The organism is Lentibacillus juripiscarius (genome assembly GCF_042685205.1).
GTDB classification, from domain to species: Bacteria; Bacillota; Bacilli; order Bacillales; family Amphibacillaceae; genus Lentibacillus; species Lentibacillus juripiscarius.
Map to the genome: position 1 here is coordinate 67,124 of NZ_JBHUNA010000018.1, position 25,521 is coordinate 92,644.

16 protein-coding genes and 1 pseudogene are annotated in these 25,521 nt (G+C 40.8%); 1 reads left to right on the plus strand and 16 read right to left on the minus strand.

The window, feature by feature from the left end:
• Window positions 1-37: 37 nt before the first annotated feature.
• Window positions 38-3,538: a peptidoglycan-binding protein gene (locus tag ACFSUO_RS08140; RefSeq protein WP_382392898.1), complete on the minus strand. Its 3,501-nt coding sequence runs from the start codon at window positions 3,536-3,538 to the stop codon at window positions 38-40.
• A 197-nt stretch (window positions 3,539-3,735) separates the two neighbouring features.
• Window positions 3,736-4,914 carry a YheC/YheD family protein gene (locus ACFSUO_RS08145; protein ID WP_382392900.1) on the minus strand — a complete coding sequence of 393 codons (1,179 nt, stop codon included), beginning with the start codon at window positions 4,912-4,914 and terminating at the stop codon, window positions 3,736-3,738.
• A gap of 210 nt (window positions 4,915-5,124) precedes the next feature.
• Here ACFSUO_RS08145 and ACFSUO_RS08150 point away from each other — a divergent pair, with 210 nt between their 5' ends.
• On the plus strand, window positions 5,125-6,123 hold the full coding sequence (locus ACFSUO_RS08150) for a YheC/YheD family protein (protein ID WP_382392902.1): 999 nt from the start codon (window positions 5,125-5,127) through the stop codon (window positions 6,121-6,123).
• A 47-nt stretch (window positions 6,124-6,170) separates the two neighbouring features.
• Here ACFSUO_RS08150 and ACFSUO_RS08155 read toward each other — a convergent pair whose 3' ends face one another.
• The 14 genes and pseudogenes from ACFSUO_RS08155 to ACFSUO_RS08220 form a co-directional block, all read right to left on the minus strand.
• Window positions 6,171-7,745 carry an acylphosphatase gene (locus tag ACFSUO_RS08155; RefSeq protein WP_382392904.1) on the minus strand — a complete coding sequence of 525 codons (1,575 nt, stop codon included), beginning with the start codon at window positions 7,743-7,745 and terminating at the stop codon, window positions 6,171-6,173.
• A gap of 21 nt (window positions 7,746-7,766) precedes the next feature.
• Window positions 7,767-8,816: a CapA family protein gene (locus ACFSUO_RS08160; protein WP_382392906.1), complete on the minus strand. Its 1,050-nt coding sequence runs from the start codon at window positions 8,814-8,816 to the stop codon at window positions 7,767-7,769.
• A 299-nt stretch (window positions 8,817-9,115) separates the two neighbouring features.
• Window positions 9,116-10,741 (minus strand): acylphosphatase, encoded by a 1,626-nt coding sequence (locus ACFSUO_RS08165; RefSeq protein WP_382392908.1) that lies wholly within the window; start codon window positions 10,739-10,741, stop codon window positions 9,116-9,118.
• Window positions 10,742-10,774: 33 nt separating this feature from the next.
• Entirely contained in the window at window positions 10,775-12,403 is a 1,629-nt protein-coding gene (locus ACFSUO_RS08170) for an acylphosphatase (protein ID WP_382392910.1), read from the minus strand.
• Window positions 12,404-12,436: 33 nt separating this feature from the next.
• Window positions 12,437-13,927, minus strand: a complete 1,491-nt coding sequence (locus ACFSUO_RS08175; RefSeq protein WP_382392912.1) for an ATP-grasp fold amidoligase family protein — start codon at window positions 13,925-13,927, stop codon at window positions 12,437-12,439.
• Window positions 13,839-16,013 (minus strand): glycosyltransferase family 2 protein, encoded by a 2,175-nt coding sequence (locus tag ACFSUO_RS08180; RefSeq protein ID WP_382392914.1) that lies wholly within the window; start codon window positions 16,011-16,013, stop codon window positions 13,839-13,841. The genes ACFSUO_RS08175 and ACFSUO_RS08180 overlap by 89 nt, the downstream gene beginning before the upstream one ends.
• On the minus strand, window positions 15,997-17,946 hold the full coding sequence (locus ACFSUO_RS08185) for a glycosyltransferase family 2 protein (RefSeq protein ID WP_382392916.1): 1,950 nt from the start codon (window positions 17,944-17,946) through the stop codon (window positions 15,997-15,999). The genes ACFSUO_RS08180 and ACFSUO_RS08185 overlap by 17 nt, the downstream gene beginning before the upstream one ends.
• Before the next feature lie 29 nt (window positions 17,947-17,975).
• Window positions 17,976-19,544, minus strand: coding sequence for an ABC transporter ATP-binding protein (locus tag ACFSUO_RS08190; RefSeq protein WP_382392918.1), 1,569 nt, complete (start codon window positions 19,542-19,544; stop codon window positions 17,976-17,978).
• A 14-nt stretch (window positions 19,545-19,558) separates the two neighbouring features.
• Window positions 19,559-20,335 (minus strand): ABC transporter permease, encoded by a 777-nt coding sequence (locus tag ACFSUO_RS08195; RefSeq protein ID WP_382392920.1) that lies wholly within the window; start codon window positions 20,333-20,335, stop codon window positions 19,559-19,561.
• A 29-nt stretch (window positions 20,336-20,364) separates the two neighbouring features.
• Window positions 20,365-21,168 (minus strand): glycosyltransferase family 2 protein, encoded by an 804-nt coding sequence (locus tag ACFSUO_RS08200; protein ID WP_382392922.1) that lies wholly within the window; start codon window positions 21,166-21,168, stop codon window positions 20,365-20,367.
• Between the two features lie 12 nt (window positions 21,169-21,180).
• Window positions 21,181-22,311 carry a glycosyltransferase gene (locus ACFSUO_RS08205; protein WP_382392924.1) on the minus strand — a complete coding sequence of 377 codons (1,131 nt, stop codon included), beginning with the start codon at window positions 22,309-22,311 and terminating at the stop codon, window positions 21,181-21,183.
• 5 nt (window positions 22,312-22,316) lie between these two features.
• Window positions 22,317-23,459: a glycosyltransferase gene (locus tag ACFSUO_RS08210; protein ID WP_382392926.1), complete on the minus strand. Its 1,143-nt coding sequence runs from the start codon at window positions 23,457-23,459 to the stop codon at window positions 22,317-22,319.
• Between the two features lie 488 nt (window positions 23,460-23,947).
• Window positions 23,948-25,255 carry a UDP-glucose dehydrogenase family protein gene (locus ACFSUO_RS08215; RefSeq protein ID WP_382392928.1) on the minus strand — a complete coding sequence of 436 codons (1,308 nt, stop codon included), beginning with the start codon at window positions 25,253-25,255 and terminating at the stop codon, window positions 23,948-23,950.
• A pseudogene (locus tag ACFSUO_RS08220) lies at window positions 25,252-25,521 on the minus strand (UTP--glucose-1-phosphate uridylyltransferase); the annotation flags it as partial. The gene ACFSUO_RS08215 and the pseudogene ACFSUO_RS08220, both read right to left, overlap by 4 nt.

Genomic DNA, 25,521 nt, shown 5'->3' on the forward strand with positions numbered 1-25,521 from the left:
GATTATGCAAGCAATATACATTTTTTAATAGATTAATTTACTTATATTGTGGTATGTCCATGTACATAGAATTTAATCCTAATTTTTGATATAGGTTATACATGGACGTAATCTGTTTGGAAGCCCAGCCTATATCTGTTGCATACTGTGACCCATAACTTCCTGTATCGGCCATCACCTGTGGATTCCATCTCATTTCATAGAGGGTATTTTGTCCATCTTTGATATAGCCATTTCCAATAAAGGCAGCACCGCCTATAATTGCTTTTCTAGGTGTTGTCCACCCTTCCTCATAGGCCTTCTTGGCGCCATCACCAACTGGATTGCTATCATTAGCATTTATTCCAAACATATTATAGACAGTAGCCACGGTTTTACTAGTTTTAGCAATTTTACCATTTGAATTCCGGGTAATATTGCCATTTTTATCAACGGGCACTCCCTCTGCAAGCGTTGATGTCCCATTACCAGTTTCCAGAGTTGCATGTGAAACTAAGTAAATATCACTGATACCATTTGCATTAGCAGCATCTATAAAATCTTGGCCTTTACCCTCAAGAATTCCTTTATTCTGTAGATAATCATTTAAGGTACTGGTGGTAATATCACTTGATCTGGCTAGATCTAGGAATTGAAACTTTTGCTTTTTATCATTTATGAAGTTTTCCGGATTAAGGTAATAGCGAACATCCTCTGGTGTTGAGGTCACCCATTGTTGACCATCATAATGTTCAATCGCATACCAACCATCAACTTCTGTAATGATATTAACAGATTCCCCGTCATTTAAACTACCAACAATGTCGCTATTCGTGTTTGGCCCACTTCTTACATTAAGAGAAGTGTTCACATTGACTTTACCATTGTTAATAAAATCACTTGAAACATAGGCATAGTTTTGATCTGTTTGAGGGTTTGCCTTCATCTGGATATTTACTGCTTCAGCTAATGTTAAATCATAATGTATATAATTTAACCCATTTACCGCGTTTTGTAATACCCTCATCGTAACCTTATCAACGATACCGTTTTCTTTGAGATTGTACTCCTTTTGAAAATCAAGAACGTTCTTTTCCGTTCCTTCTCCATAGTAGTGTGTAAGCTTCATACCGTAGTTATCAAAGCCTAATTCTATCAGGTCTTTCTTTAACTCTACCGTATCAATATGACGCTTCCCATTACTGAATGGATTCGGCAATAGAAAGTCAATCTGATCGAATACTTCCTGTCCTGCTACTCCGGTCACTTCCTGGCGGTAAAATTCCTGGAAGTCACGAACATTCTTTTCTGTTCCATCTCCAAAGTAATGCGTCAGCTTCATGCCGTAATTGTCAAAGCCCAACTCTATAAGGTTTTTCTTAAACTCTACCGTATCAACATGACGTCTCCCGTTGCTGAACGGATTCGGTAAAAGAAAGTCAATCTGATCGAACACTTCCTGATCCGCGATTCCGGTCACTTCCTGGCGATAAAATTCCTGGAAGTCGCGAACGTTCTTTTCAGTTCCATCCCCAAAATAGTGCGTCAGTTTCATGCCGTAGTTATCAAAACCTAACTCTATAAGGTTTTTCTTAAACTTTATCGTATCAACATGACGCTTCCCATTGCTAAATGGATTCGGTAAAAGAAAGTCAATCTGATCGAATAATTCCTGATCCGCAATTCCGGTCACTTCCTGGCGGTAAAACTCCTGGAAGTCACGGACGTTTTTTTCCGTTCCTTCTCCAAAGTAGTGTGTCAATTTCATACCGTAATTGTCAAAGCCTAATTTGATTAGGTCTTTCTTAAGTTCTATTGTATCAACATGACGTCTGCCATTGCTGAATGGACTCGGCAATAAGAAGTCGATTTGTTCAAATACTTTCGGTCCTGCAACGCCGGTTACTTTCTGACGGTAGAAATCTTGAAAGTCCCTAAGATTCTTTTCAGTTCCATCGCCAAAGTACTCTGTAAGCAGCATGCCATAATCATCGAAGCCTAGTTCAACTAAATCTTTTTTCAATTCTAGTACATTAGCACTTCTGTCTCCCCTACTTAGCACACCATCGTTATGGCGATTACCATTGCTAAGAAGAGATTCAACTTTCTCCAGCATGGTGTTACCGGCAGTTCCGGTCGTTTTCATCTGATAGGCTCTTTGGAAGTCCCTGACATTCTTTTCTGTCCCGTCTCCATAATATTGTGTAAGCTTCATGCCATAATTATCAAAGCCTAGCTCTATTAGATCTTTCTTTAACTCTACCGTATCAACATGACGTTTGCCATTGCTGAACGGATTCGGCAATAGAAAGTCAATCTGATCAAAAACTTCTTGACCTGCTACCCCGGTCATTTCCTGACGATAGAATTCCTGAAAGTCGCGAACGTTTTTTTCCGTCCCGTCTCCAAAGTAGTGCGTCAGTTTCATGCCGTAGTTATCAAAACCCAACTCTATGAGTTTTTTCTTAAACTCTATCGTATCGACATGACGCTTGCCATTGCTAAACGGATTCGGTAACAGAAAGTCAATCTGATTAAATACTTCCTGATCTGCTATTCCGGTCACTTCCTGACGGTAAAAATCCTGGAAGTCGCGAACATTTTTTTCCGTCCCGTCTCCAAAGTAATGCGTCAGCTTCATACCGTAGTTATCAAAACCCAATGCAATCAGGTCTTTCTTGAGCTTAATTGTATCTACATGACGCTTCCCATTGCTGAATGGATTCGGCAGCAGAAAATCAATCTGATCGAATACCTTCTGCCCTGCAACTCCTGTTACATCCTGACGGTAGAAATCCTGAAAGTCTCTGAGATTCTTCTCAGTTCCATCGCCAAAGTACTGTGTAAGCAGCATTCCATAACCATCAAATCCTAATTCAATTAAATCTTTCTTTAATTCTAGTACACTGGCACTTCTGTCTCCTCTTTGAAGAGTGTTGCTGCTAGAAACAGTTTTTGGTTGATTAATACTGAAAGTGGTGATAGTTGTTGTGGTTTTTGTGTCCTTCGTCTTTTCAGTTTCTGTTTCCTCAGGTGTTTCTTCTTGTGGTTCGTCAGCTTCCTTAGCTACTGATTCTTTAGTTTTTTTCTCTTGCAGTTCATCTGTTTTTACATTTTCAGCTTTGGCTGCATCCTCATCATTCTTTTCAGTTTTAGATGGTACCCCAGCTTTTTGTTCAGGAGAATTTTGTACTTCTGAGTTATCCGGTGTAGTTTCATCTCCAGCTAGGTAAGGCTCAATAAATTTTTGTTTTTCACCTTCTGTTAGTGCATTTACTTTCAGCAGGATTTGTTGATTTTTTTCTTCAGAAGTACCGTCAGTTTCACTTTCTTTTGTTTTACTTGATGTTGTATCACAAGAACTAGATACCGACTTATACTTATTGGCCAAATCTAAGTATTCTTGCTTTACTTCCCTATCCAATTCGTTCAAGTCAATTACTATACAATTGTCACCATTGTCAGCGGTTTCGCTGCTCGTTTCAGCACTTGTGGTGTTCAGAACGAAAGATAGGGTAAACAAAAGGACTAAAAACGGGATAAATAATTTTTTAGACATCTATATCACCTCCTATTTAAATCATAACTGCTATTATAATGCATTCATTTGTTAAAGTTAAGACCCTTATGACTTATTTTGCCGTAATATATAATTAAAGGTCGATTAATGACCGTAGAATTAAAAAAAAAAACATTATCATTTCCTAACAGAAATGACAATGTTTTCATCAAGTGAGCATTAAGTTTAGTGGGAAATCATTTAAAACGTTTTAGCGCACTTCCCAAAATACGAATAGGTTTGGTAACCAACCAGGACCTGCTCTTTTTTATATCATTATACCGCTTTTCAAATTGATTCTTTTGTTGCTCTATTATTTCATACTTTGCTTTAAATTGCTCATTTTCTTTTTTCAGGTTATCAGTAATTATATTTTCTAAAATGAATTTATAATACTCTGTTCTCAGCATTACGGCCTCTGCCTTTAGGGGGGCAGTTGTGGGTGCTCCATTCACTTCAAAAAGGTATAATTTACCGTTTTCATCTATTGCTACGTCCATCCCTAAAGACATGATATGGGTATTTCTTAATTCCTCAATTTTATAGGGTAAGGTTGATGCCAGGTGATTAATTTTCTTTTCAATGGTGCCTTTCTTCTCCCCAAAATTCGCTTCAAGGAACGGCTTTAAATCAGCAATACCACCGCCTTGGTTTACATTTGATATTACTTTTTGACCGATGCCGATTCGTATGAAACTACGTGCAACAACCCATTTTCCCCTGCCGTCCTTTTCAACATGTACCCTGCAGTCAAAAGGATGACCATGCATAGTTCTTGAAGCAATATACTTTTGCATGATATATCCTTTGTTCTTAAGCGATGTTTCAAAAAAATCCTTTAGTTCATCATAATTCAACCGTTCTTCGTGCGTATTAATTCCTAATTTGTAGGATTTACTTTTCTTTTTAAGTATGTAAACGCCTTTTCCTCGTTCCCCGAAAATAGGTTTTAATACTATCTTCCCATATTTATGGGTAAATTCTTCAATCCTCGCAAAATCACCCTCTATTTTGGTGGTAGGAATAACTAGATGGGAAAATCTTTGGTCTTCCAACAATTTATTTTGCAGCATTCTTTTATTTAGCGTATTCTTCCTGTCATCACTCAGAAACGTGTTCTCTCGTAAGTACTGGATGATTTGTATGTTTTTCTTTTTAAAACAGTATGGTGATATATCTATAAACACCGGTAACTCAGTTTCAATTGGGGTCCATTTATTATCAATATATATTTTACCTTTTACAGTTCCGCTTGCCACATTCACGTCTGCAGGGCGCATATATATGACATCTATGCCTTGAGATTTTGACAAAAGTGACGTTAATTTGGCAACATACGTGGGGGTTACGTGATTCCTCATAAAACCGATTATCATTTCAAAATTCCTTCTTTCCGCTTGAATCATCAAATTTTTAGAAAAAGTATATTATACCTAGTATAGCTTATCGTGCCGTTACTTAAACCTAGAAGTCCAAAGTATTAGGTAGGTTAGATATTCCGACAACAAGATATTTAATATAGACCAACGACTTATGGTAAAAAAGATAAAAAATGTTATACTCTTATTAAAAAGGATGGTATACGTATGCTGATTGGGTTCATGAGAAACATCCAAAAGCCGCAGAAGTTTGTAAGGTTGCTAGCAAAAACCACTAAATACAATGGCATAGACCTTGTTTATTTCACCGCTAATGATGTTGATATAGAGCGAGAGAAGATCAATGGTCGAATGCTTATTGAAAATAAATGGGTCAGACAGGAGGTCCCAATACCCTCGTTTGTTGATATTAATGTGTATTGTTTTAAACATAAGAGAGTAATTAATTTCCTACAGTCCAAAAGCACCTTATCCTCTGGAAGATTTGGTCCCAAAGATACTGTTTATCAAAAGGTGAAAGAAGATGGAGAGTTTGCCCATTTAATCATACCAACAAAACATATTACAGAGTTCCGTGAATTCAAAGAGTTCCTCAAAGAACATGGTACAATCATCTTAAAACCAAGATTAGGCCATAAAGGTGAGGGCATATATAAACTTGCTAAACAAAAAGGAGATTACATTCTAACTTTTGGTAACCAAGTCAGTAATTTAAGCAAAAGAGAAATCAAAGAATTCTTTAATAACAACATAAATAAAAACCAATATATTTTTCAAAAATATATAAACTCGAAAACAAAAAACGGTGAACCATTTGACTGCCGGATACGCCTTGAGAAAAATGGTAACAATAAGTGGCAGGCGGCTATATATATGATAAGAATCGGTACTGGTCAAAAAATAGTATCAAATGTTTCGCAGGGGGGCAGCGTCAGTCAACTATTGCCCTTTTTAAGAGCAAATTATGAAGATTGGGAGACAGTCAACGATTCATTAAAAAGAATAGGTTCGCAATTCCCTTATAAAATGGAACAGATATTTAATAAGAAAATAACATCCATGGGGATTGATATAGGAATTGACAGTGATGGCAAACCTTATTTATTCGAGGTTAATACAGCCCCTGGTGCGGAGTTTGCATTAGGCGAAATTGCCTTGATTAAGTCCGAGCATTATAAATACCGACTTACAGAAACAAATGACTAAAAGAAAAATCGGGGTTATTGATAACAACCCCGGTTTAAATTTGATGATTAGCCTATTTTCCTTATAATTTTTCTTATAATCCTAAAAGGTAATTTAGCTATTCTCACAAGTATAAACGGGTTTTTCTTTTTCTTATTTTTTTGTTGTTCGGGGGGCTTTTGTACTGTTTGCTTCTTTTTTTTGTTTTCAACCTTTGTATTTTGTCTTAGTTCAAATCCTACCTTAACCGCTCTGTCAAATTTTTTCCCTTCGACATTTTTAATAACAGTTGGCTTCGGTGAAGACTTTTTAATTACATCTTTAAACGACTTCACTACATGCTCTGAACCCGCTACCACGACTGATATGCTATTATTGTTAATACATCTCACATATCCATTGAGATTTCTTTTTAAAGCTTGCTTTTGTAACCATTTCCGGTATTTCGTATCTAAATTACTTCCTGTTACTACATACCGTTTGACCGTCTTAAGGCCAGTTGGGATTGGTGGTATTTTGATTTCCTTAGCAGTCCCTGCTTCAAAAGCATCAGTGACTGTTTTAAAGTCAAAATTGAATTTCACATCTGTCGCTTTGTCATTTTTCGTTTCCGGAAAATAATAATCAATTATGTGTTTAGGAATATCTATTGCCTTACCTTCAATTGGGAACACATGATTACTTATTTGGGCCCTTGAATTAACTTCATTAACAACACCTTCATTATTCTCAAGGTTAATAAGCATGTCTACTCCACCATGCGGCAGACCTGGGATTGCCTGTACAGCTGATATTGCTATATCTTTCATTTTTTGAGGAAGTTCATCTGTCGCATTTACCGAATCACGCTGTCCAAAATATTCTCCATTACGTCTAAGGAAAACTCTTTCCCCATTTTTTGGGACATATGAGGAGCTTAATCCTTTTTCCTCCAGGTAATTTTTCATTGCCTGGTCAATCTTGATTTCACTCGAGGATAAAAAGGGGCTTCTTTGTCTTTCTTTATTTTTTTGGGACAGTAATGTTTTAATATTTGACTTACCATCTCCAACGATACTTGCAGCCCTTCTATGGAAAGCGCCTATAACCTTGTCTTCAAGGACATATACCCTGAAATCCTCACCTGAGAAAAACTTTTCAACGATTACCGGAACTCGCTTGTTGCCTCGTACTTTTTTCAACGCATCCCCTAGTTCTTCCTGGTTTTTTATATTTGTAATGACACCCACTCCGCCACCTTCAGAGCCACTTGGTTTCACTACTACGGGATAACCTAGGGAATTAGTATAACTAATAATCTCTTTATTTGTATTTGTCTCCTCAAAGGATTTGCCACCTGGTACCGGCACATTGGCCCCTTCCAGATGTTTATTTGTCAGACCTTTATCAGTACAGATCCTTCTTGCCTCTTTCGTAACAAAATCTCCACGTGAACCACTGAAGATATGTTTTGTTTTTCCATCACTTAATGAAAATGATACAGAACGAAGCAAACCCATTCCTTTTTTCTTTATAAATCTTAATTCAAGTCCTCTTCTCCATCCTTCTAAAGCCATAATATACATACAGGTTCCTTTTCCCTGTGCAGCTTTAGGAACAGCATGTTTCAAATGTGGCAGCCATGTACTTTTATAATTTTCCATTGCAAATTCACCTAATTTTCGTTATTTGATATCCAAGCTACTTATTTCTTTGCGCATTCTGTCTATTACTTCTGAATAGACTTTTTCTGAATCAAATATTGCCTCAGCAGTACTAATTTCCTTATTTTCTTTTATCCAATCACGGAAGATGTGCATCTTATAATCTTTTTGCCTTTTATTACTTACAAAGGTTAATTCGTATTTTGGATTACGAATTTCAATTCCTTTGTAATCTTCTCTGGGCTTCGTAATATCTAACGACAGGACAGCACCTATCTGTCTATGCAAACCATTCTGACCAGTAAAGAAATTACCTAAAGAATAAGCCACAAACGTCTTGGTCCCACGCGACGTTTCAATCCACTCAGGTGGTTGTAAAACGTGTGGATGATGACCAACTATCACATCAGCACCTGCGTCGGCTAACGACGCGGATATCTCCTTTTGTGTAGATGATGGATATAAATGATATTCCTCACCGAAATGCATATTTACAACAATCACATCGGCCAGTTTATTTTTTTTAATTCTCCTGAGAGTACTATAAATCTTTAAGGGATTAATCTCTTTCAAAGAGTTCGCTAAATAAGGTTTATCTTCTGGGACTTTGATGAAATTAGTACCTCTTGTATAAGATACGAAACAAATCCTAAGACCATTCGTTTTGAAGATACGAAGCCTATCCTGATCTTCAAATGATTTATATCCACCATCGTATTCCAGGCCAATTCTATCCAAATTACGAATGGACTTCAGTAATCCTTTTTCACCTCTATCTAGCATGTGATTATTAGCAATACTTACCAGATCGACTCCCATGCTTTTTAAGGTATGGCCTATTTCAACCGGACTGTTAAATCTTGGGTAAGAGGATAGTCCAATTTCTTTGCCGGCTATAATTGATTCTAAATTTGCTGTAGTAATATCTGAACTACCCAAAAGCCCATTTACATTTTCTAATTTTTCCTCAAAATTGTACCCAGATTCTTTCTTTATTCCACCATATACTCTACCGTGAGGTAATACATCGCCAACAGCCGTTAAAGATACTTTGTTAGTTTGATCATTCATTACTTAAACCTCGCAAACTTTCAATATAGAAATAATGACTCTGCCTAGTACTGCATTTAACTCTCATCTGCTCTTCATTTTTCTGTAGAGCTTATAGAGAAAGTTTCCAATTAGGTCCAACCCGATAAGCTGAATATCTGTAACCTCTAAAGGACTACTATAAAATTAAAGTAAAAGTCTACTTCTCCATCCTTCCAGTGCGATCAGGAAGGAATTTCGATATGAATACCCCGTATGTGTACTGGAAAGCCAATCTAGAAAAACCTCTTTCAACAAATCCACTCACTTCACTTTAAGTACTATTTCTTTTTAACCAAAGCCCCCATTTTCCTCAGCGGCTCTGTAACTTTCCAAGATGTACTCTCCAATATTTGACGATTGTCCTTTTCGGTACGATTCTTCTGCTTCGTCATATGGTTCAGATCTTTTTCCATTTTCCTCATCGCATGTTGGACAGATTTGGCACTAGTTACATTAAACGTTTCTTCAATTTCGAAGCCTACCATCACAGGTTCATCATAATTTTCTTCTTCAATATTAGTAACTTTGGAGCCTTGGGGATATTGATTAATTATCTTTCTGAACTCTGCAACATTTGCTTTACTTGTCCCTGCTACGACAATTTCAATTTCGTCAAAAACCATATTTTTAACATATCCATGCAAATGCCTGTCCATAGCCTGTTTTTTAAGCCAGCGATGGTAGCTATAACGTTGTACGTTGCCAGTGACAACAAAGCGTTTTGCATGCAAATGTCCAATTGGTGCAGGTGTGACTTCCACTTCGAGTGCTGATCGGTTTTCCAGTGGTTCCAAAACATCTAGCAAATCAAAATAAATTTGTGAATCACTGGTATCCATTCCTTTTGTTTCCGGAAAGTAATAGTCAATAATCGCACCTGGTATATTACGTGCTTTCCCTTTCAGTGGAAAAAGTATACCTCCGATTTGGGCCGTTGGGTTTAATTCGATGACAACCGCCTTATTACCATTGACAATAATGTCCACGCCACCATGGTACAGGCCTGGAACAGCCTTAAGAGCATTAATGGCAACATTCTTATAATGTTCAGGCATACTATCGGTTACATCAATAGGATCCCCGCCTGAAGAAATATTTGTCTTTTGTCGAAGAAATATCTTTTCTCCCTTTTCAGGGATGCTGTCAAGCCTATATCCTGTTGATTCAATGAATTCCTGAATTTCTTTATCCATTTCAATTAAGCAGCTGTTCAATCGTGCATTCTTTTTACGCTCATGATTCTTCAGCTCAATCAATTCTTCAATATTGTGTGTGCCATCGCCGATTATGTTGGCTGGCACCCTGTTATAAGCCGCTACTACCTGGTCCTCTATAACATACACACGATATTCTTCACCCTGAACATGTTGTTCAACAACGACCTCACCATAGCCTAGCTCGTCTCTTACATAGTAAACGACTTTAATGAATTCCTCTTCATTTTGGATATTAGTTACAACACCATTACCAAGACTGGCATTGGTTGGCTTCAGGACAAGTGGGAAATCCAGTGATTTGGCATAATTTATAATCTCTTCATCGGTTGCATCTTCTGTAAACCCTGTTCCTTGAGGAATGGGAACCCCTGCTTTTTTCATCCACTCTTTTGTATCATCTTTTTCGGAACCAATGTCAACCGCCTCGTTCGTTACTTTGTCTCCCCTCGTTCTGAAAAAGTAATGGGTCCTTTTTTCAGAGCTGAGGGAGAATAACCTTCCCGGTGGGTTAACACCAAAAATAACCATGTCATCGAAGTGTTCTGAATCCTTCGTGTACCATTTCAGCTTCAGACCCCTGCGCCAGCCTTCAAGTGCTACAGCAAAGGCGTCAAGCCTGGTCTTTCTTGCATTTTTTACAATTTCATTTGTGAGTTGCGGAAGACTTATCCCCTGTTTTTCCTTCATCTCGCATAGGCCCCCATTTTTTCCTGACCGGTTTTATTTAAATTTCTTGAATACGGCTCCAACTGCCCTGATTGGTTTAGTAGCTCGCCAGGACATACTCTCATAAAATTTCCTGCGTTGAACCTCAGCTTTTTTCATAGCCAGTTCTGTTACTTCAAATTCTTGCTTATAACGTTTGATCTCTTCGCGTTGGGTTTTTAGGTCAACTTTTATTTCAAATCCAACTTTTATTGGTTCCTCGTAGTTGCTTACCTGGACTTCCATTACATTTGCACGCTCTTCATCTTCCCATAAGGCATTCTTAAAATCATCAACCATATCAGGATCAGTGCCAGCTACTACTACCTCAATATCACCGTTTTCCATATTCATCACAAATCCGTGCAAGTATCTTTCGAAGGCTTGTTTACGTAAGCCCCGGTGATAACCAATATCCTGAACGTCTCCACTCACTGTATATTTTTTTGCATACAGTTTGCCTAATGGAGATGGTGTAACGGTAGTTGTATTCGCATCTCTTGATTGCAATGGCTCCAGAACATCATGGAAATCAAAATATGCTTGTGTTTTATCGACTTTAAATGCTGTCGTTTCTGGAAAATAATAATCAATAATAGCTGCTGGTATATCCCGTGGTTTCCCCTTGATCGGGTATAGCAGGCCACCTAGCTGGGCAGTCGGATTAAGTTCAATGACATACCCCGCTTCACTCGCTGGCTTGTCTGGATTGATAATCAGATCCACTGCTCCATGCGAAAGCCCGGGTATGGCTTTAATAGCATTGACGGCTGTACGCTTTATCTCTTCCGGGAGTTCATCCAGCACGTCTACTGGGTCGCCCCCCAATGAAATGTTACTTTTATCACTTAAGAAAACTTGCTGATTTAACTCCGGTATCGTATCTAATGCATAGCCTTTCCGGCCTAAGTAGTCCATGTTTTCCTGGTTTATAATAATAGGACAGCTGACAAGGCGAGGGTTCAGCTCCCGCTCCTCATTTTTAAGCTCAACCAGGGATTCGATGGCGTTTATTCCATCACCTACAACATTCGGAGGTATTCGATTCATCGCACCAACAACTTGATTATCTACCACATAAATCCGATGTTCACTTCCCGGAATATAGCGTTCCACTATGACATCGGAGTAATTAAGGTCAGAACGTACATAAGCAAGGGAATATTCGAGCTCGCCGGAACTTGTAATATTAGCTATAACCCCTCTGCCAAAGCTCCCGTCTGTTGGTTTCAAAACAACAGGGTAGCCAATGGAGGATGCGTACTCTAATATAGCTTCATTCGTTGCTTCAGCAGAAAACTGTTTGCCCTCAGGTACTGGAACATCCGCTTTTTTCAATGCCTGTTTTGTTTTTTCTTTATCCTTCCCTATTTCCACCGCTTCATTCGTTACTTTATCCCCTCTTGTCCGAAAGAAATAATGTGTTCGCTCTTTGGAACTGAGGGAGAATAACTGACCTGGGTTATCAACGAACCATGTCTTCATTTCGCTGAATTTTTCTGAGTCTTTTGCGTGCCATCTTAATGTTAATCCTCTTCTCCAGCCTTCAAGTGAAACGGCATAAGCATCCAGTAAATTTCCGTGTGCTTCGGAAACAATTTCACTTGATAGATGCGGCAGCCATTCTTTGTTGTTATCTTCCATTCGATTTCCTCCTAAAACCAACCCGTTAAGTGTTCAGTAATTCAAAGTCTTCATTAGTTGATTATAAGCTTCAAACTGTTTGCCAAGCAGCAGGTCGTTCGTCAGCCTTCCTTGTGCTTCTGTAAAGCAGTCACCCATCCACTGATCTGTTGCATCATCAAATTCGTCATAATTTCCCGGTTTCGGTGTGAATTCACCGAATACTAGCCTATCGCCAGACCGTAAAAAGTCAATCCTGACAAACGGCGCTGGTATTTTCAGACTTATATCGTTCGCGAGATCAATTTCATCTTGTGTAACGCCTTTGCCTTTGAATAATTCTTCGTCATACTTCCCGGTGCGAACTCTTTCACCGGTAACAGTCCACCAGCAATATTTCCGTTCAGGAACACGGACAATCTCCAGGATCAAGCCGACTTTCCCGTAAAAACAATAAAACTTTATGTCGCTTGCCGGTGTGTTGTCGTTTTCCAGAATAAGTTCCTCTACTGACCATTCGTCGTGTTGAACCCATCCAGTCTCAAGGTCCTGTTCCATACTATCCTTTAGTTGTTCCCAGCTTCCGACATTTTTCGATCTTTTCATGTCTACTATATCATTAAAACCATATACAAGATAGACACCACGTGAACCTGCACCATCGGCAGGCTTTATAACAATATTTTCTTTCTCAGGAAGTTCCGCCAGCTTGTATGTTTCACTGGATGTCCATGGCTTTCTTAACCCAAGCTGCTCAATAAACGAATAGGCAACGGGCTTATTATCCAGCCGCCACTCGGGCAAAGTCCCTGTAAGCTGTTTTTGTCGCATCCTGACATTCAATAATGCCCGAAAAGAAACTGCCGGGCTCAGCGAAATACTATTTTCATCGGTTAAACCTGCTCTGATCATGAATTCTGGGATGTCTTCTGAATGCAACCCCTTTAAAACCTTCGAATAAACCAGATTTTTATAATCAGGTTTTTCATTCATGAAAACCCTAGCCGCATACCGCAACGTCCGGTTGTAATTTGCATTATGTTCTTTTTTCTGCCGTACAAGATGGTCGATATAATCCAGAAGCTTCCCATCATTCTTCTTCGCATGAACAGTTTCGCTAATTTGCTGACTGTCCAGCTTACTGGCATTAAGCTTAAGGTGATGGATATGTTCTTTTGCCTGATATAGTTCTTTTTCAGTTTGTTCTAGCTTGTCTTCCAGCTGTCTGATATATTCTGACTGCTTGTCTTTGCTATTTGCGAATAAACCGCTCATTAAGGGTTTACTGTACTTCCATGTCTTGCTCTTTTCAATGTTCTTAATTTGTTTTTCGTTGTCTTTAATCTTCTTATCTGTTTTGTTTATTTCTGCTTCTTTTTCCATAAGCCGGCCCGTTAATTCTTGTTCTTTTTCAGACGGCAGGGAATCCGTATCATTATTCCAATGGTCTTGCTGTTTATTGATCGTAACCATCCCCTTGTACATATGGGTTTTCGTCAACAAGCCAATTTCCCAAAAAATTACTGTATCTTCTGCAGTTATCATCATCTATATCCGGCCAGTTCTCCACTGCCAAATTGATGAATCTTAAATCTTTCTTATAGTCCCTTTCTAATATACCACGAATGGACGCATTTTTCGGGTACCATTTTCCCCTTTTATCAAAATATGTCATAATTCGCTTGGAACATGTTCGAATATGATAACCAGGGTGCTGGAAAGGGGGCTGCTCGACGACTACCCGCACGGCATTTGGCTTTATATCAGGAATAAACTGTTGCCTTTCCTCCAGAATGGAAGGATTTTTGATTATCATAATGTCACATGTGATTTGCTCTCCATAAACCAGCATTTGAACATCATGCCCATCGATGAGATCCCTTATGTCATGGTTTATCACTCGTGGTGCACGGAAGTTATATTCAGCCATCTGGACCAGCCCTGTACGCAGCCCCATTTTTCGATGTGCGCGTATTTCCTCGATTATTGTTTTATTCACATCAGTCGACAGGCGAAAGTCCGAAGCAATGACAATGTCAACATGGCGACGCCCGGACCTTTTTTCCTCCCGCTTCGGCCACATTGGTTCCGGAACAGGAAAAAGACGATTGGTTTGGGAGGACGGATAATATAACGAACTTGTCCGCTGGTGGTAAAACTCAAAGCTTTCCACATATTCCTTCCGCACCCCTTTAAAATGGCCATTATAGCCGAATGCCGAGCTGCCAGTCAGCGATTCAACAGATTGCCTTGGCAAGGATAGGGGACCAGTTTTTAAATCAACGATACTGGCTTTGCCGAAAACCTTTGTGAATCTGCGTTTAAATTCACCATCGGCAGCAAACCGGACACTGTCCCAATAGCCAAGCTTTTCGATGACTGGCTTCCGCCTGAACATGAAGGATGACATATTTGAAAAAATATACTTGCCAGGTGTGCCACGGCGGTAAAAGATAAGTTCTTCCGTCAGGCGTGCGTGTTCAGACGTGTTGGCGATGATTTTTTTATTAGCTTGCAGGTGTTTCACCTGTATTTCAATTTTTTCTGCGTGGGACCAGTCATCAGCGTCATTAACTGTGACAAACTCGCCGGTCGCCGCTTTCAATGCTATATTTCTTGCAATGTACGGGCCGCTATTGACTGGTGTGGACATTAATGTAATCCTTGAATCCTTCTTCATGTAGTCCCTGACAACTTCTTTTGTGTTATCGGAACTGCAATCGTCAACGACTAATAGCTCGATATGTTGCCACGTTTGCGAAATAATCGACTCGATTGCGGTGGAAATACCTTGTTCCGCATTATAAGCTGGTAAAATTACAGACACTTTTGGTCCATTTTCTATTTTTTTATCGATTGGTGTTGTTCTCAGGTCGTTATAGTTTACGTTTTCTTCATCCGAATCAAAATGAACAGACTGTAAATCGTATAAGTCCATAACCTTATTAATCCATCTCACACGTTCTTCGATTGATCGTTCCAGGTTCGCACGGGCCAAATACAAATCCGGGTGGTTGTCGATGCTTAGTGCTTCGTTTATAACCCTCTTGCCCGCTTCGGCTTCCTGGAGGATGTCGTGGCACTCCGCTTTTAAAATAGCTGCCCGTCGCAGTCGGTCTTCATCTTTTTCTTTATTTGTGACGACCGATAGATACTGCAGTGCCTGGAACGCACCCTCTTTCGAATATTTTCCACTATGCCACAAAGCGAGCTCCCATGCGGCAGCTCGTTTTTGGTAGTGATTAACCGGATTATCGTATAGACTTTCAAGATCGGCCAATGCTTTTTCCGTGAAGCCCAGTTCATACAGATAATACTTATATTTCTTTAATTCGTTTTCAGCTTTTTTCTGTTTATATGCTCTGCTGTAAAGCTGTTTTATATTCCGTCTGCCGAGCACATAGGCAGCGGCCGATCGGAAGAACCTGATAAATGTTCGTTTCGCCCTAGCTGCTGCCTCCAATTTGCGCTGAACAGCATGAAACTGTGCTTTCCGCTGCAGCAGCTGTTTTTCTGTATGTGCATAGTGCACCTGTTTTTCAGCCAGTTCCTTGTCCAGAGCGGTCAGTCTGGCTTGCAGTTTATCATGTCGATGCTGGCGGCTGTCACACTTCTTATTGTTGTCCGGCATCGTCTGCTACCCTCTTTCCATCCCGGCTGGCAACGGCTTCAGCCACCACACCGCTTCCCGCTAGCTCCTGTATGTGCATATCGCCCGCATGCCACATTCCACTGCTGCCAAAGTATGTCTGCATGAGCTGCATTGCGTGTTCTTCGTCGGGGTCGTCCAAAGCCTGCTTGTCAAGAACGTGGATTTGCTCAGCGTCTACCCCGGGGATATATTGCTGCCAGTCGTTCAGCACGACTGGATTCAGGACAATCAACGCATCTGTCTTCATCTTTTCCCCGTACACCAGCATTTGCACCTGGTCACCATCCACTAATTCTCGCACCAGAGGGCTCACGTCCCGGTTTATTTCCAGGTCATAATGATACATTTGAATAAGACCAATCCGTCTTCCGGAAGCTTTCAAGCTGCTAATTTCCTTTAGTACCGTGTCATTTGTATCTATGATTCGAAAATCGGAAGCCATCACCACATCAAAAAAACGGTAACCTGCCTGTTTGTCCTCCCGGTCAGGCCACATCGGCTCTGGGACCGGAAAAGGCCGCTGCTGCTCTGGAAAAGGGTAATACAGCTCTTTAGCGCGGCTATGGTGAAATTCCAAGCTTTCGACATATTCCTTGCGCACCCCTTTGAAGAAGCCATTGTAGCCAAAGGCCGAACTGCCGGTTAAAGATGCAGGCGATTGCCGCGGCAAAGATAGTGGGCCCGAGTTCAAATCCACAAATGCTCCTCTTCCAAACTGTTTGACAAGCCGGCGCTTAAATTCACCGTCTGCCGCAAATCGTACACTGTCCCAATAGCCTAGCTTTTTAAGCACTAGCTTTCGCCGAAACATAAGGGAAGACATGTTCGGGAAAATATATCGCCCCGGCATCCCTCTCCGATAAAACTTCAGGTCTTCGGTCAGCCGTGCGTGTTCCGATGTATTCGCAATGGCTTTTTTGTGTGTTTGCAGATGCTTTGCCTGCGTTTCAATTTTCTCTGCATGAGACCAGTCATCCGAGTCATTGACGGTTACAAAGTCACCACTGGCTGCTTTTAATCCAATATTTCTGGCGACGTATGGCCCGCTATTAGCAGGTGTGGATAGTAACGTTATCCGGGAATCCTGTTTCATATACTCCCGCACAACGTTTTTGGTATTATCACTGCTGCAATCGTCAACAACGAGCAGTTCCATGTTTTGCCACGTCTGGGAAAGTAGGGATTCAATGGCTGTTGCGACGCCGTATTCCGCATTAAACACCGGCAGTATGACAGATACTTTCGGGCCATTTTCGTACGTTTTGACCATTGGCTCCGTGCGTAAATCATCATAGGTAACCGTGTCGTTTTTTGAATGGAACCGAATAGACTGCAAATCATAAAAATCCATTGCCTTGTTCATCCATTTGGTACGTTCGTCAACTGGTTCTTCCAGATTTGCCATAGCCAGATACAAATCGGGATGCTCCTGCCTGTCGAGCGCCTCTTCAAGAGCCCGTTTGCCTTCTTCCACTTCACCGAGCTGTTCATGGCATTCCGCTTTTATAATCGCCGCTCTTCTCACCTGGTCTGTATCTGTTTCCCCAGCTATAACAGCCGGAATATAAACAAGCGCCTCTTGTGCACCTTCCGCGGTATACTTGTTGGCATGCCATAAAGCAAGTTCCCAGGCGGCAAGGCGCTTCATATACGCATCATCTGTTGCCGAATAGAGTGTTTCCAGCTCAGCTAACGCCCTTTCGGTAAAGCCCAGGTTGTAAAGGTGATGCTTTACTTGTTTTATCTTCTGTTTTTGCGCATGTTTTTCACCACGACGTGTCCATTTTCGCAGCAGGTCTTTCTGGCTGTCGGTAAACCAGCCTGAAATAACCTTTTTTTGCTTTTCGTTAAGCAGCGTAAATAATACCCAGTCGACAAGCTTGCTGATTGTTTTTTTGATTAAACGAGCCAAAACGTCCACCACCAATACCTGGTCATTGATTAGTTGTTTGCATTCTGCGGGCGTGCCTTTTTCGCGGCGTTCTGATTGCCATTCTGTTTGTTATTCAAGCCCAATGATTCCCTATATTTCGCAACAGCTTCCTCTGCCGATCCGTCGTAACGGATCTGGCCTTGTTCCATCCACAGTGCACGGGTGCATACCTTTTCGACAAAGTTCATGTTATGCGAAACGATAATAACCGCTTTCGCACTTTCAATCATATCCTGGATGCGTTCACTTGCCTTTTGCTGAAACTCCATATCGCCGGTCGATAGAGCTTCATCGATGATAAAGATGTCCGGTTTCAGTGTCGCAGCAATACTGAAGCCCAGGCGTGATTTCATGCCACTGGAATATTCTTTGACAGGCTTGTCAATTGCCCTTTTTATCCCGGAAAATTCGACAATCTCCTCGTACTTTTCATCGACGCGTTTTTTCGGGATTCCGAGCAGCATCGCATTAAGATAAATGTTGTCACTGCCGGTCAGCTGCGGGTTAAATCCTGTCCCGTACCCTAAAAGTGCTGACGTTTCCCCATTCAGTTCAATCTGACCTTCATCCGGACGGTAAATTTTTGTCAACACTTTGCATAGCGTGCTTTTGCCGGCGCCATTATGGCCGATAATCCCGACAACTTCGCCTACTTTAATATCGAAATTCATGTCTTTCAGAGCCCAAAATGTGTTGTTTCCTTTAAGCTGAAACGACACCCCTACATTCTCTGCTTTGACGACGGCGTTTTCCTGGATATTCGTTTCCGTTTTATCAAGCTGAAGCAAGCGGCGCTTACGTGGCGGCCGCGCCGGCATCGTCGCTTTATAGTTCGCAATCACTTCTTTCGGATCCCCATCTTCACGAACAGAGCCACCGTCCACCCAGATCAAGCGGTCGCAGTTCCGCTGGGCATATGGAAGACTGTGCGTCACAATAATAACCATTTTAGCCCGTTTGACAAGTTCTTTCATTTTCTGGGCAGCTTTCTGGCTGAACTTCGCATCGCCAGTATTCAGTGCTTCATCCAAAATCAGAATTTCCGGTTCCAAGTGTGCCGCAACGCTAAAACCGAGCCGTGCTTTCATGCCGCTGGAATAGTATTTCATCGGCTGGTCTATAAACTTTCCCAGCTCGGAAAACTCATGAATATCGTCAATATAATGATTGATCAGTTCTTTATCAATTCCAAGCATCATGCCATTCAGATACACATTCTCCCGGCCGGTCAATTCTTTATTGAACCCCATACCGAATGAAAAAAGGGCTGTCACCTTGCCGTCCACGTGTATGTGTCCTTTATCTTCCTGTAGAATGCCGGTTATAATTTTACTGAGCGTCGTTTTCCCGGCACCATTCGAACCGATAATACCAAGAATTTCGCCCTGGAGGCCTTCAAAATTAATATCCTTCAGCGGCCAGATCTTTTCCTGTTTTTGCACTTTACCCCGCTGTTTAATAAATTTAAGCACCTTGGATTTATAATCGTCTTTATGGTTGCCGGAGTAAAAAGATACGCCAATATTTTTCGCTCTTATAACTTTCTCGTCTGTCGCCGGATCTTTTTTGTGTACCAAATAAAATCCCTCTTTTACAATGCTTTAATAATTTTGTGTTCATGCTTGCTATAATGACGCAGAGCCAATATCATCACGATAATGGACGCAATCAAAATGATAAATAGTCCGGTGAAATCAGGACTCATATCACGCATCAAAACGTCCCGATAGGCTCTCACTAAAATCGCAATTGGATTAATATCCACAAAAATGCTCCATTTCTCTGGCAATCGACCGCCTTCCCAAATAATTGGGGAAGCATAGAAAAATAAACGAGTCACATAGGTAAGAATATTGTCAATATCACGTACAAACACTGTTACGTATGCCAATACAAATCCGACTGCCATTAAGAAGAGCATGGTAATCAGGATAATCAATGGAAGATAAATGATTTGCCAACTGGGCATTTCGCCGTATAATGTCAGGAATATGGCAATGACAATCAAACCAAATAGGAAGTTAAACATTTGCGAAATTGTAAAGGATAATGGAAAAATGGACTTAGGTAAATAAACTTGGTTAATAATTGAACTGTACCGTAAAATGGATTTTGCTGATGAATTGACAGCAGAACTCACCCATCTCCAGACTACTAGGCCTATTACAAGGAAAAGCGGATAGTCATCGCTGCCCCTGTCCAATATAATGACGACTAAGAAGTAGTATACAAGCACGTTTAACAGTGGATCCAAAAGCCACCAGAAATAACCAAGGTAACTATTCCGGTGTTCTGCTTTCAACCCGGATTTCACCAAATAAAATAATAAATCTTTTCGTCTTAGCATTTCCTGAATATATGTTTTCATAACTAAATCACACCGCCTGATTCGTACAATTAACTGTTTCGGGCCGACAATTTAAATTTGATAAGATTTTTAAGCCCTTTACTTGAGTAATGAAGAAAGTACCATAAACTTTGAAAGATATTTTTCTTTTCGACTTTTCGGTACACATACCATTGGCGTTTGGCCGCCTTTATTTTATTACTGGAGATGGAATTCTGAACGGACCGGTACTTGGAAAGCACTTCCGGCAGCCCGTATGCGCGAAAACCTTTCTTTGTTATCGTCAGCCAATAAGCATAATCTTGCCTTGTCCGGATATTAACCATTTTAGGGTGTCCAACCTTTTCGCGGTCTATCATGACAGTCAGACAGCCTATAACACAATGTTTCAATAAGTCCGTATATCCAACTGACTCCGGTGCTTTGGATACCGTGTTCTTTAAAGTGCCATCCTCTTCCATCCGGACATATTTGGTAAACGAAAAGGCAATATCCTTTTGTTGCATGAAACGCAGCTGGTTTTCCAGCTTTTCCGGAAACCAAAGGTCATCACTGTCCAAAAAGGCTATATACTGGCCACGGGCTTCCTCCATTGCCTTGTTGCGTGCTATAGCAGACCCGCTGTTCTCCTCGAGTTCCACCAGCTTAATTCTTTCATCTTGCATGCTGTACCTTTTTACATGCTCCACTGTTTTGTCAGAAGAACAATCATCAACGATAATCATTTCCCAGTTGGAGTAAGTCTGGTTTATGACAGATTCAATCGTTTCACCGATGAATTCCTCCGCATTATAGGCTGGTGTAATAACTGAAATCAGCAAATTCTTTTCCTGTTCTGTATGTTGGATTCCCATATCATCACCTGTTTACTTTCCGGCAATCAACCGATCATACCATGCTACCAGTTTCTGTTCCTCCGCATGCCAATTTAAACTTTCTGTTACCGCATGTTTCCCGTTTTCACCCATACGCTTTGCCTCTTCCGGATTATTCCGCAAGTAGTCAATGGCTTTCCTTATCTCTTCCCCGTCATAAGGGTCAACAGCCAGCCCACATTCATAGGTTTCCACAAACTCTTTCCAGACCGGGAAATTAGAACACAAAATTGGCAGGCCAGCGTTCATATACTCAAAAAACTTCGTTAGCTCTTTTTTCATGTAATGCTCAGTGGGCGGAAACAAAGCAATACCGGCTAGCCAATTGCGACTAAGATATCTTGATTCGATATCTTCCTTTTCAATAAAGCGGTCGATACCTTCTAATTCCAGTCGATCTTTTTCCTCTCCGGCAATAGCGAACATTTCTTCAGCTAAATCGCCTGGGCACTTGCCTACAAAACATACCGAAACCTGGTCATGAATAAGTGGTATTTTTGCGTGAATGTGTGAACCCCGTACTTTCGATACATTCCCAGTATACAGCAGTTTGTCTTCCAGCGGGCCTTTATTCCGCTCGTGTTCAACAAACGTTTGATTAACGGTCGGGTAGTTCAAAACACATTTTCCCCTAGGATACATATCTTTATAGTATTTCTCAGCCAGGCACAGTTCGAACCTGCGTGAGAAAAACTTTTCAATGTACTTGTACAACGACGCTATCACTTTTCTTACAGGCCTTGGCATGTAATCTTTTTGCATAATACTTGTGATATAATCCTCATGGATATCATAGATAACCGTATTGTGTTTCTTTTTAAGAAGCCATGCAACTGGCAGCAATTCAGGGTCATGAAAATGGTATACATCGGCATCTAACTTTTTAGCCTTCCTGAATGCGTCGAACGTTCCAAAAAGCATTCGTTTCAGCCTGCTTTTATACGTTTTTACAGGAATATGCTTTATTTCACTGTCTTTCTGTACACCATTTCCTGCTTCCTGGGCAATCAGCGTCACATCGAAGCCCGCTTCCTGCAATGAAGTACATTCCTTATGATAAATCCTTGGATCATAGGGATAATGGACGGTTGTCATATGAACAACACGTTTGCTCGATCTCATACCTTTCATCCCCTGTCAATATCTCTGTTATATTCGCCAATAGTATTAGCGAACGTGTTCTCATATTGTTTAACGATTGCTTTTGCGGCAAAATCACTTGCACGCTTTTTGCCTTTTTCAATCATACGTGTTAGCTGTTCTTCATTTAATGTAAGTGTTTCATAGATTTTCGCAGCCATATCTTCCGCGTCACCGACTTCACACATCACGCCAAATTCTCCGTGATTCAGTACCTCAGCCGCACCTGGCTTGCAATAGGTGGAGACAACAGGTGTGCCTGCTGCCAACGACTCAGCAAGGACATGGCCAAATCCTTCGTGAATCGACGATAATACAAATAGATCAGCATGTCTGAAATAAATATAAGGATTACGCTGAAACCCGATAAAAAAGACTTTATCAGCAATATTAAGTTTCTTTGCCTGTTCTTTTAATGACTGTTCAAGCTCACCCTGGCCAAGAATGACGAGCTTCGCATGGAGGCGGGTGTTCACTTTCGCAAATGCGTTTAAGAGCGTCTTATGATCTTTATCTTTGACGAGCCGCCCAGCAGTTATCATTACTTTCGCATTGTCATTAAAGATGGATTGGTGCTCATCAGCTATTTGGCCTGTTTGTATATTGTGCTCTATACCTTCAAGATCAACAGGATTATAAATAACATCAACATTTTTAGCACTTACTTTATAACGGTTAACCAGGTTGTCTTTAACACCCTTGGATAAAGCTATTATTTTACTCGATAGCCGATACAATAATCCATACATCATTAACTTTATATTTGTGGAAAAGTCTCCGCCAAGATAGGCGGCTTCCCGGACGACATTCTTTGCACGTGTAAAAGAGACCAATTTGGCCAATATCGCAATCGTATTATAATTGGGAATCGTGCTGAACACAATAGCAGCCTTTTCATTCCGTATCACTTTGGCCAGCGGAAAAATTGCTGAACGCAGTCGTTTCGTCCGGAGTTTGATGAACTTTATATCCGGTTTTACATATTCTTCATAATCCCCATCGTAGTTTAATGTCACAAGTATAGGTGTAAATCTAGTCCTATCAAGGTTATTAATAATATTCAGCATCGTCCTGGCAGCGCCGCCAGAACCCATCTGGTAAATAAAAAACAAGACTTTTTTCTTTTCCACATCGCTCAGCCTTCCCTATAAAAACCGAATAAACCAATTAATCTCAAGGCATTATACCATAGCATGATGAAATAATAAATTGTCAAAATAATGACTCTCAGGTAACAATTTGTTACAAAAAAACAAAAGCGGAAGCACCCTTACAGGCTAAAACCGTCACGTCCTGTGACAACGCCTGCACTAGCACTTCCTGTGCGTCGTAGCGACGTATGGACTGCGCCTGCGCGTCGCAGGTGGGTCGGCGTTGCCGCGCATCGCGGCGGGTTTAGCCGATCTTCCCTACTAGCCGTAGGAGATAAAGGAAACACGATGAACGTAAGTGAATCGCTGTTGACTTATCGTACGGAGGTGAAGGAAGTCCACTAGTCGCTGGGTGCTGGAGCTGGACGTGGCTGATTCTGTTCAGTTATCCATGGCATTTTAATTTCATTATTTCCTCAATAAAGACAAAAGGAAGTCGACACATTTTGCCTCCTTCCTTTCTTAGATTAACCCTTTATAGCAGGACGTCCAATTGAGTGGTACTCGACTCCACTCCCAGCAATGTTATCCAAACGGAAACAATTTCTCCCATCAAATAGGACTGCATTGTTCATATGCTCTTTATAGCTTTCCCAAGGAAATTCCTTTATCTCGTTCCATTCCGTTAGTATTAATGCCATGTCCGCCCCGTCAATAGCTTCCTCAACACTGGAGGCATACCTTATTTGACCGGGCAGTATTTTCTGAGCATTGTCTGCTGCAACAGGATCATAGGCATGAACCACAGCACCCTCGGCTAATAGTTTTTCCGTCACATATATAGATGGTGCTTCACGCATGTCATCGGTGCCTGGTTTAAATGCCAGCCCCAGAACAGCAACTTTCTTCCCACTTATGTTCGAAAACCGTTCCATTACTTTATCCACAATGATTACTTTCTGTCGTTCATTCACATCGACCGCACTTTCCAGCAAGGACATATGATAGTCTGCATCCTTCCCTGCTGAAATAATTGCTCTCGTATCTTTAGGGAAACAGGATCCGCCATAACCGATGCCAGCATTCAAGAATGAACTTCCAATACGCTTATCCATCCCCATCCCGCTGGAAACACTATCAACATTTGCCCCTAACCGTTCACACAGGTTAGCCATCTCGTTAATGAAACTCAGTTTGGTTGCCAAGAACGCATTTGAAGCATATTTAATCATTTCCGCACTTCTTAGATCTGTTTTGACAATTGGAAGATTAAAATCAGCGTTTATTCTTTCCAGCGTTTCAAGCGCTTCTTCGTCATCCGACCCGATTACAATCCTGTCACCATGGAATGTATCATGTACAGCGGAACCTTGCCGGAGAAATTCAGGATTAGATGCAATTTTAATTGTGATATCCTGTGGCAAACTGGATTGGATTTTTTTCATGATATACTCATTCGTGCCAACCGGTACTGTACTTTTCGTAACAATGATTGCATCCTGCTTAAGGTTCCTAGCTAGAGATTCGCACGCTTTATTGATATAGGTTAAATCAGCCGATCCGTCTTCCCCCTGTGGTGTTCCAACCGCAATGTAAATCAGCTGTTTATCATATAACCCTTTCTCATAGTCAGTTGTGAAATTCAAATTACCTCTTCCGATATTGTTTTGTAATAAGTCTTCCAACCCTGATTCATAAATTGGGCTTTGTCCTTTTTCTAACATGGATATTTTGTCTGCATCTATATCAATGCAGGTCACACTATTTCCTAATTCGGATAGGCAAACGCCGGTTACAAGGCCAACATAACCTGTTCCGATTACTGCGATATTCATTGTATATCCTCCTGCTTTTCAAGGTGATCAAGCGTCTTCTTCATATAAGATTCGATATCAGTATGTAAATCTGTCCGATTTAATGCAAAATCAATCGTTGCCTGGACAAACCCTAATTTATCGCCAATATCATATCTCTTTCCTGAAAAATTATAAGCCAAAACTTGTTCTTGTGCATTCAATCTTTCAATGGCATCCGTCAGCTGAATTTCGTCGCCTTTTCCGGGTTCCAGATGTTTCAGTATGTCAAAAACAGCCGGGGTAAG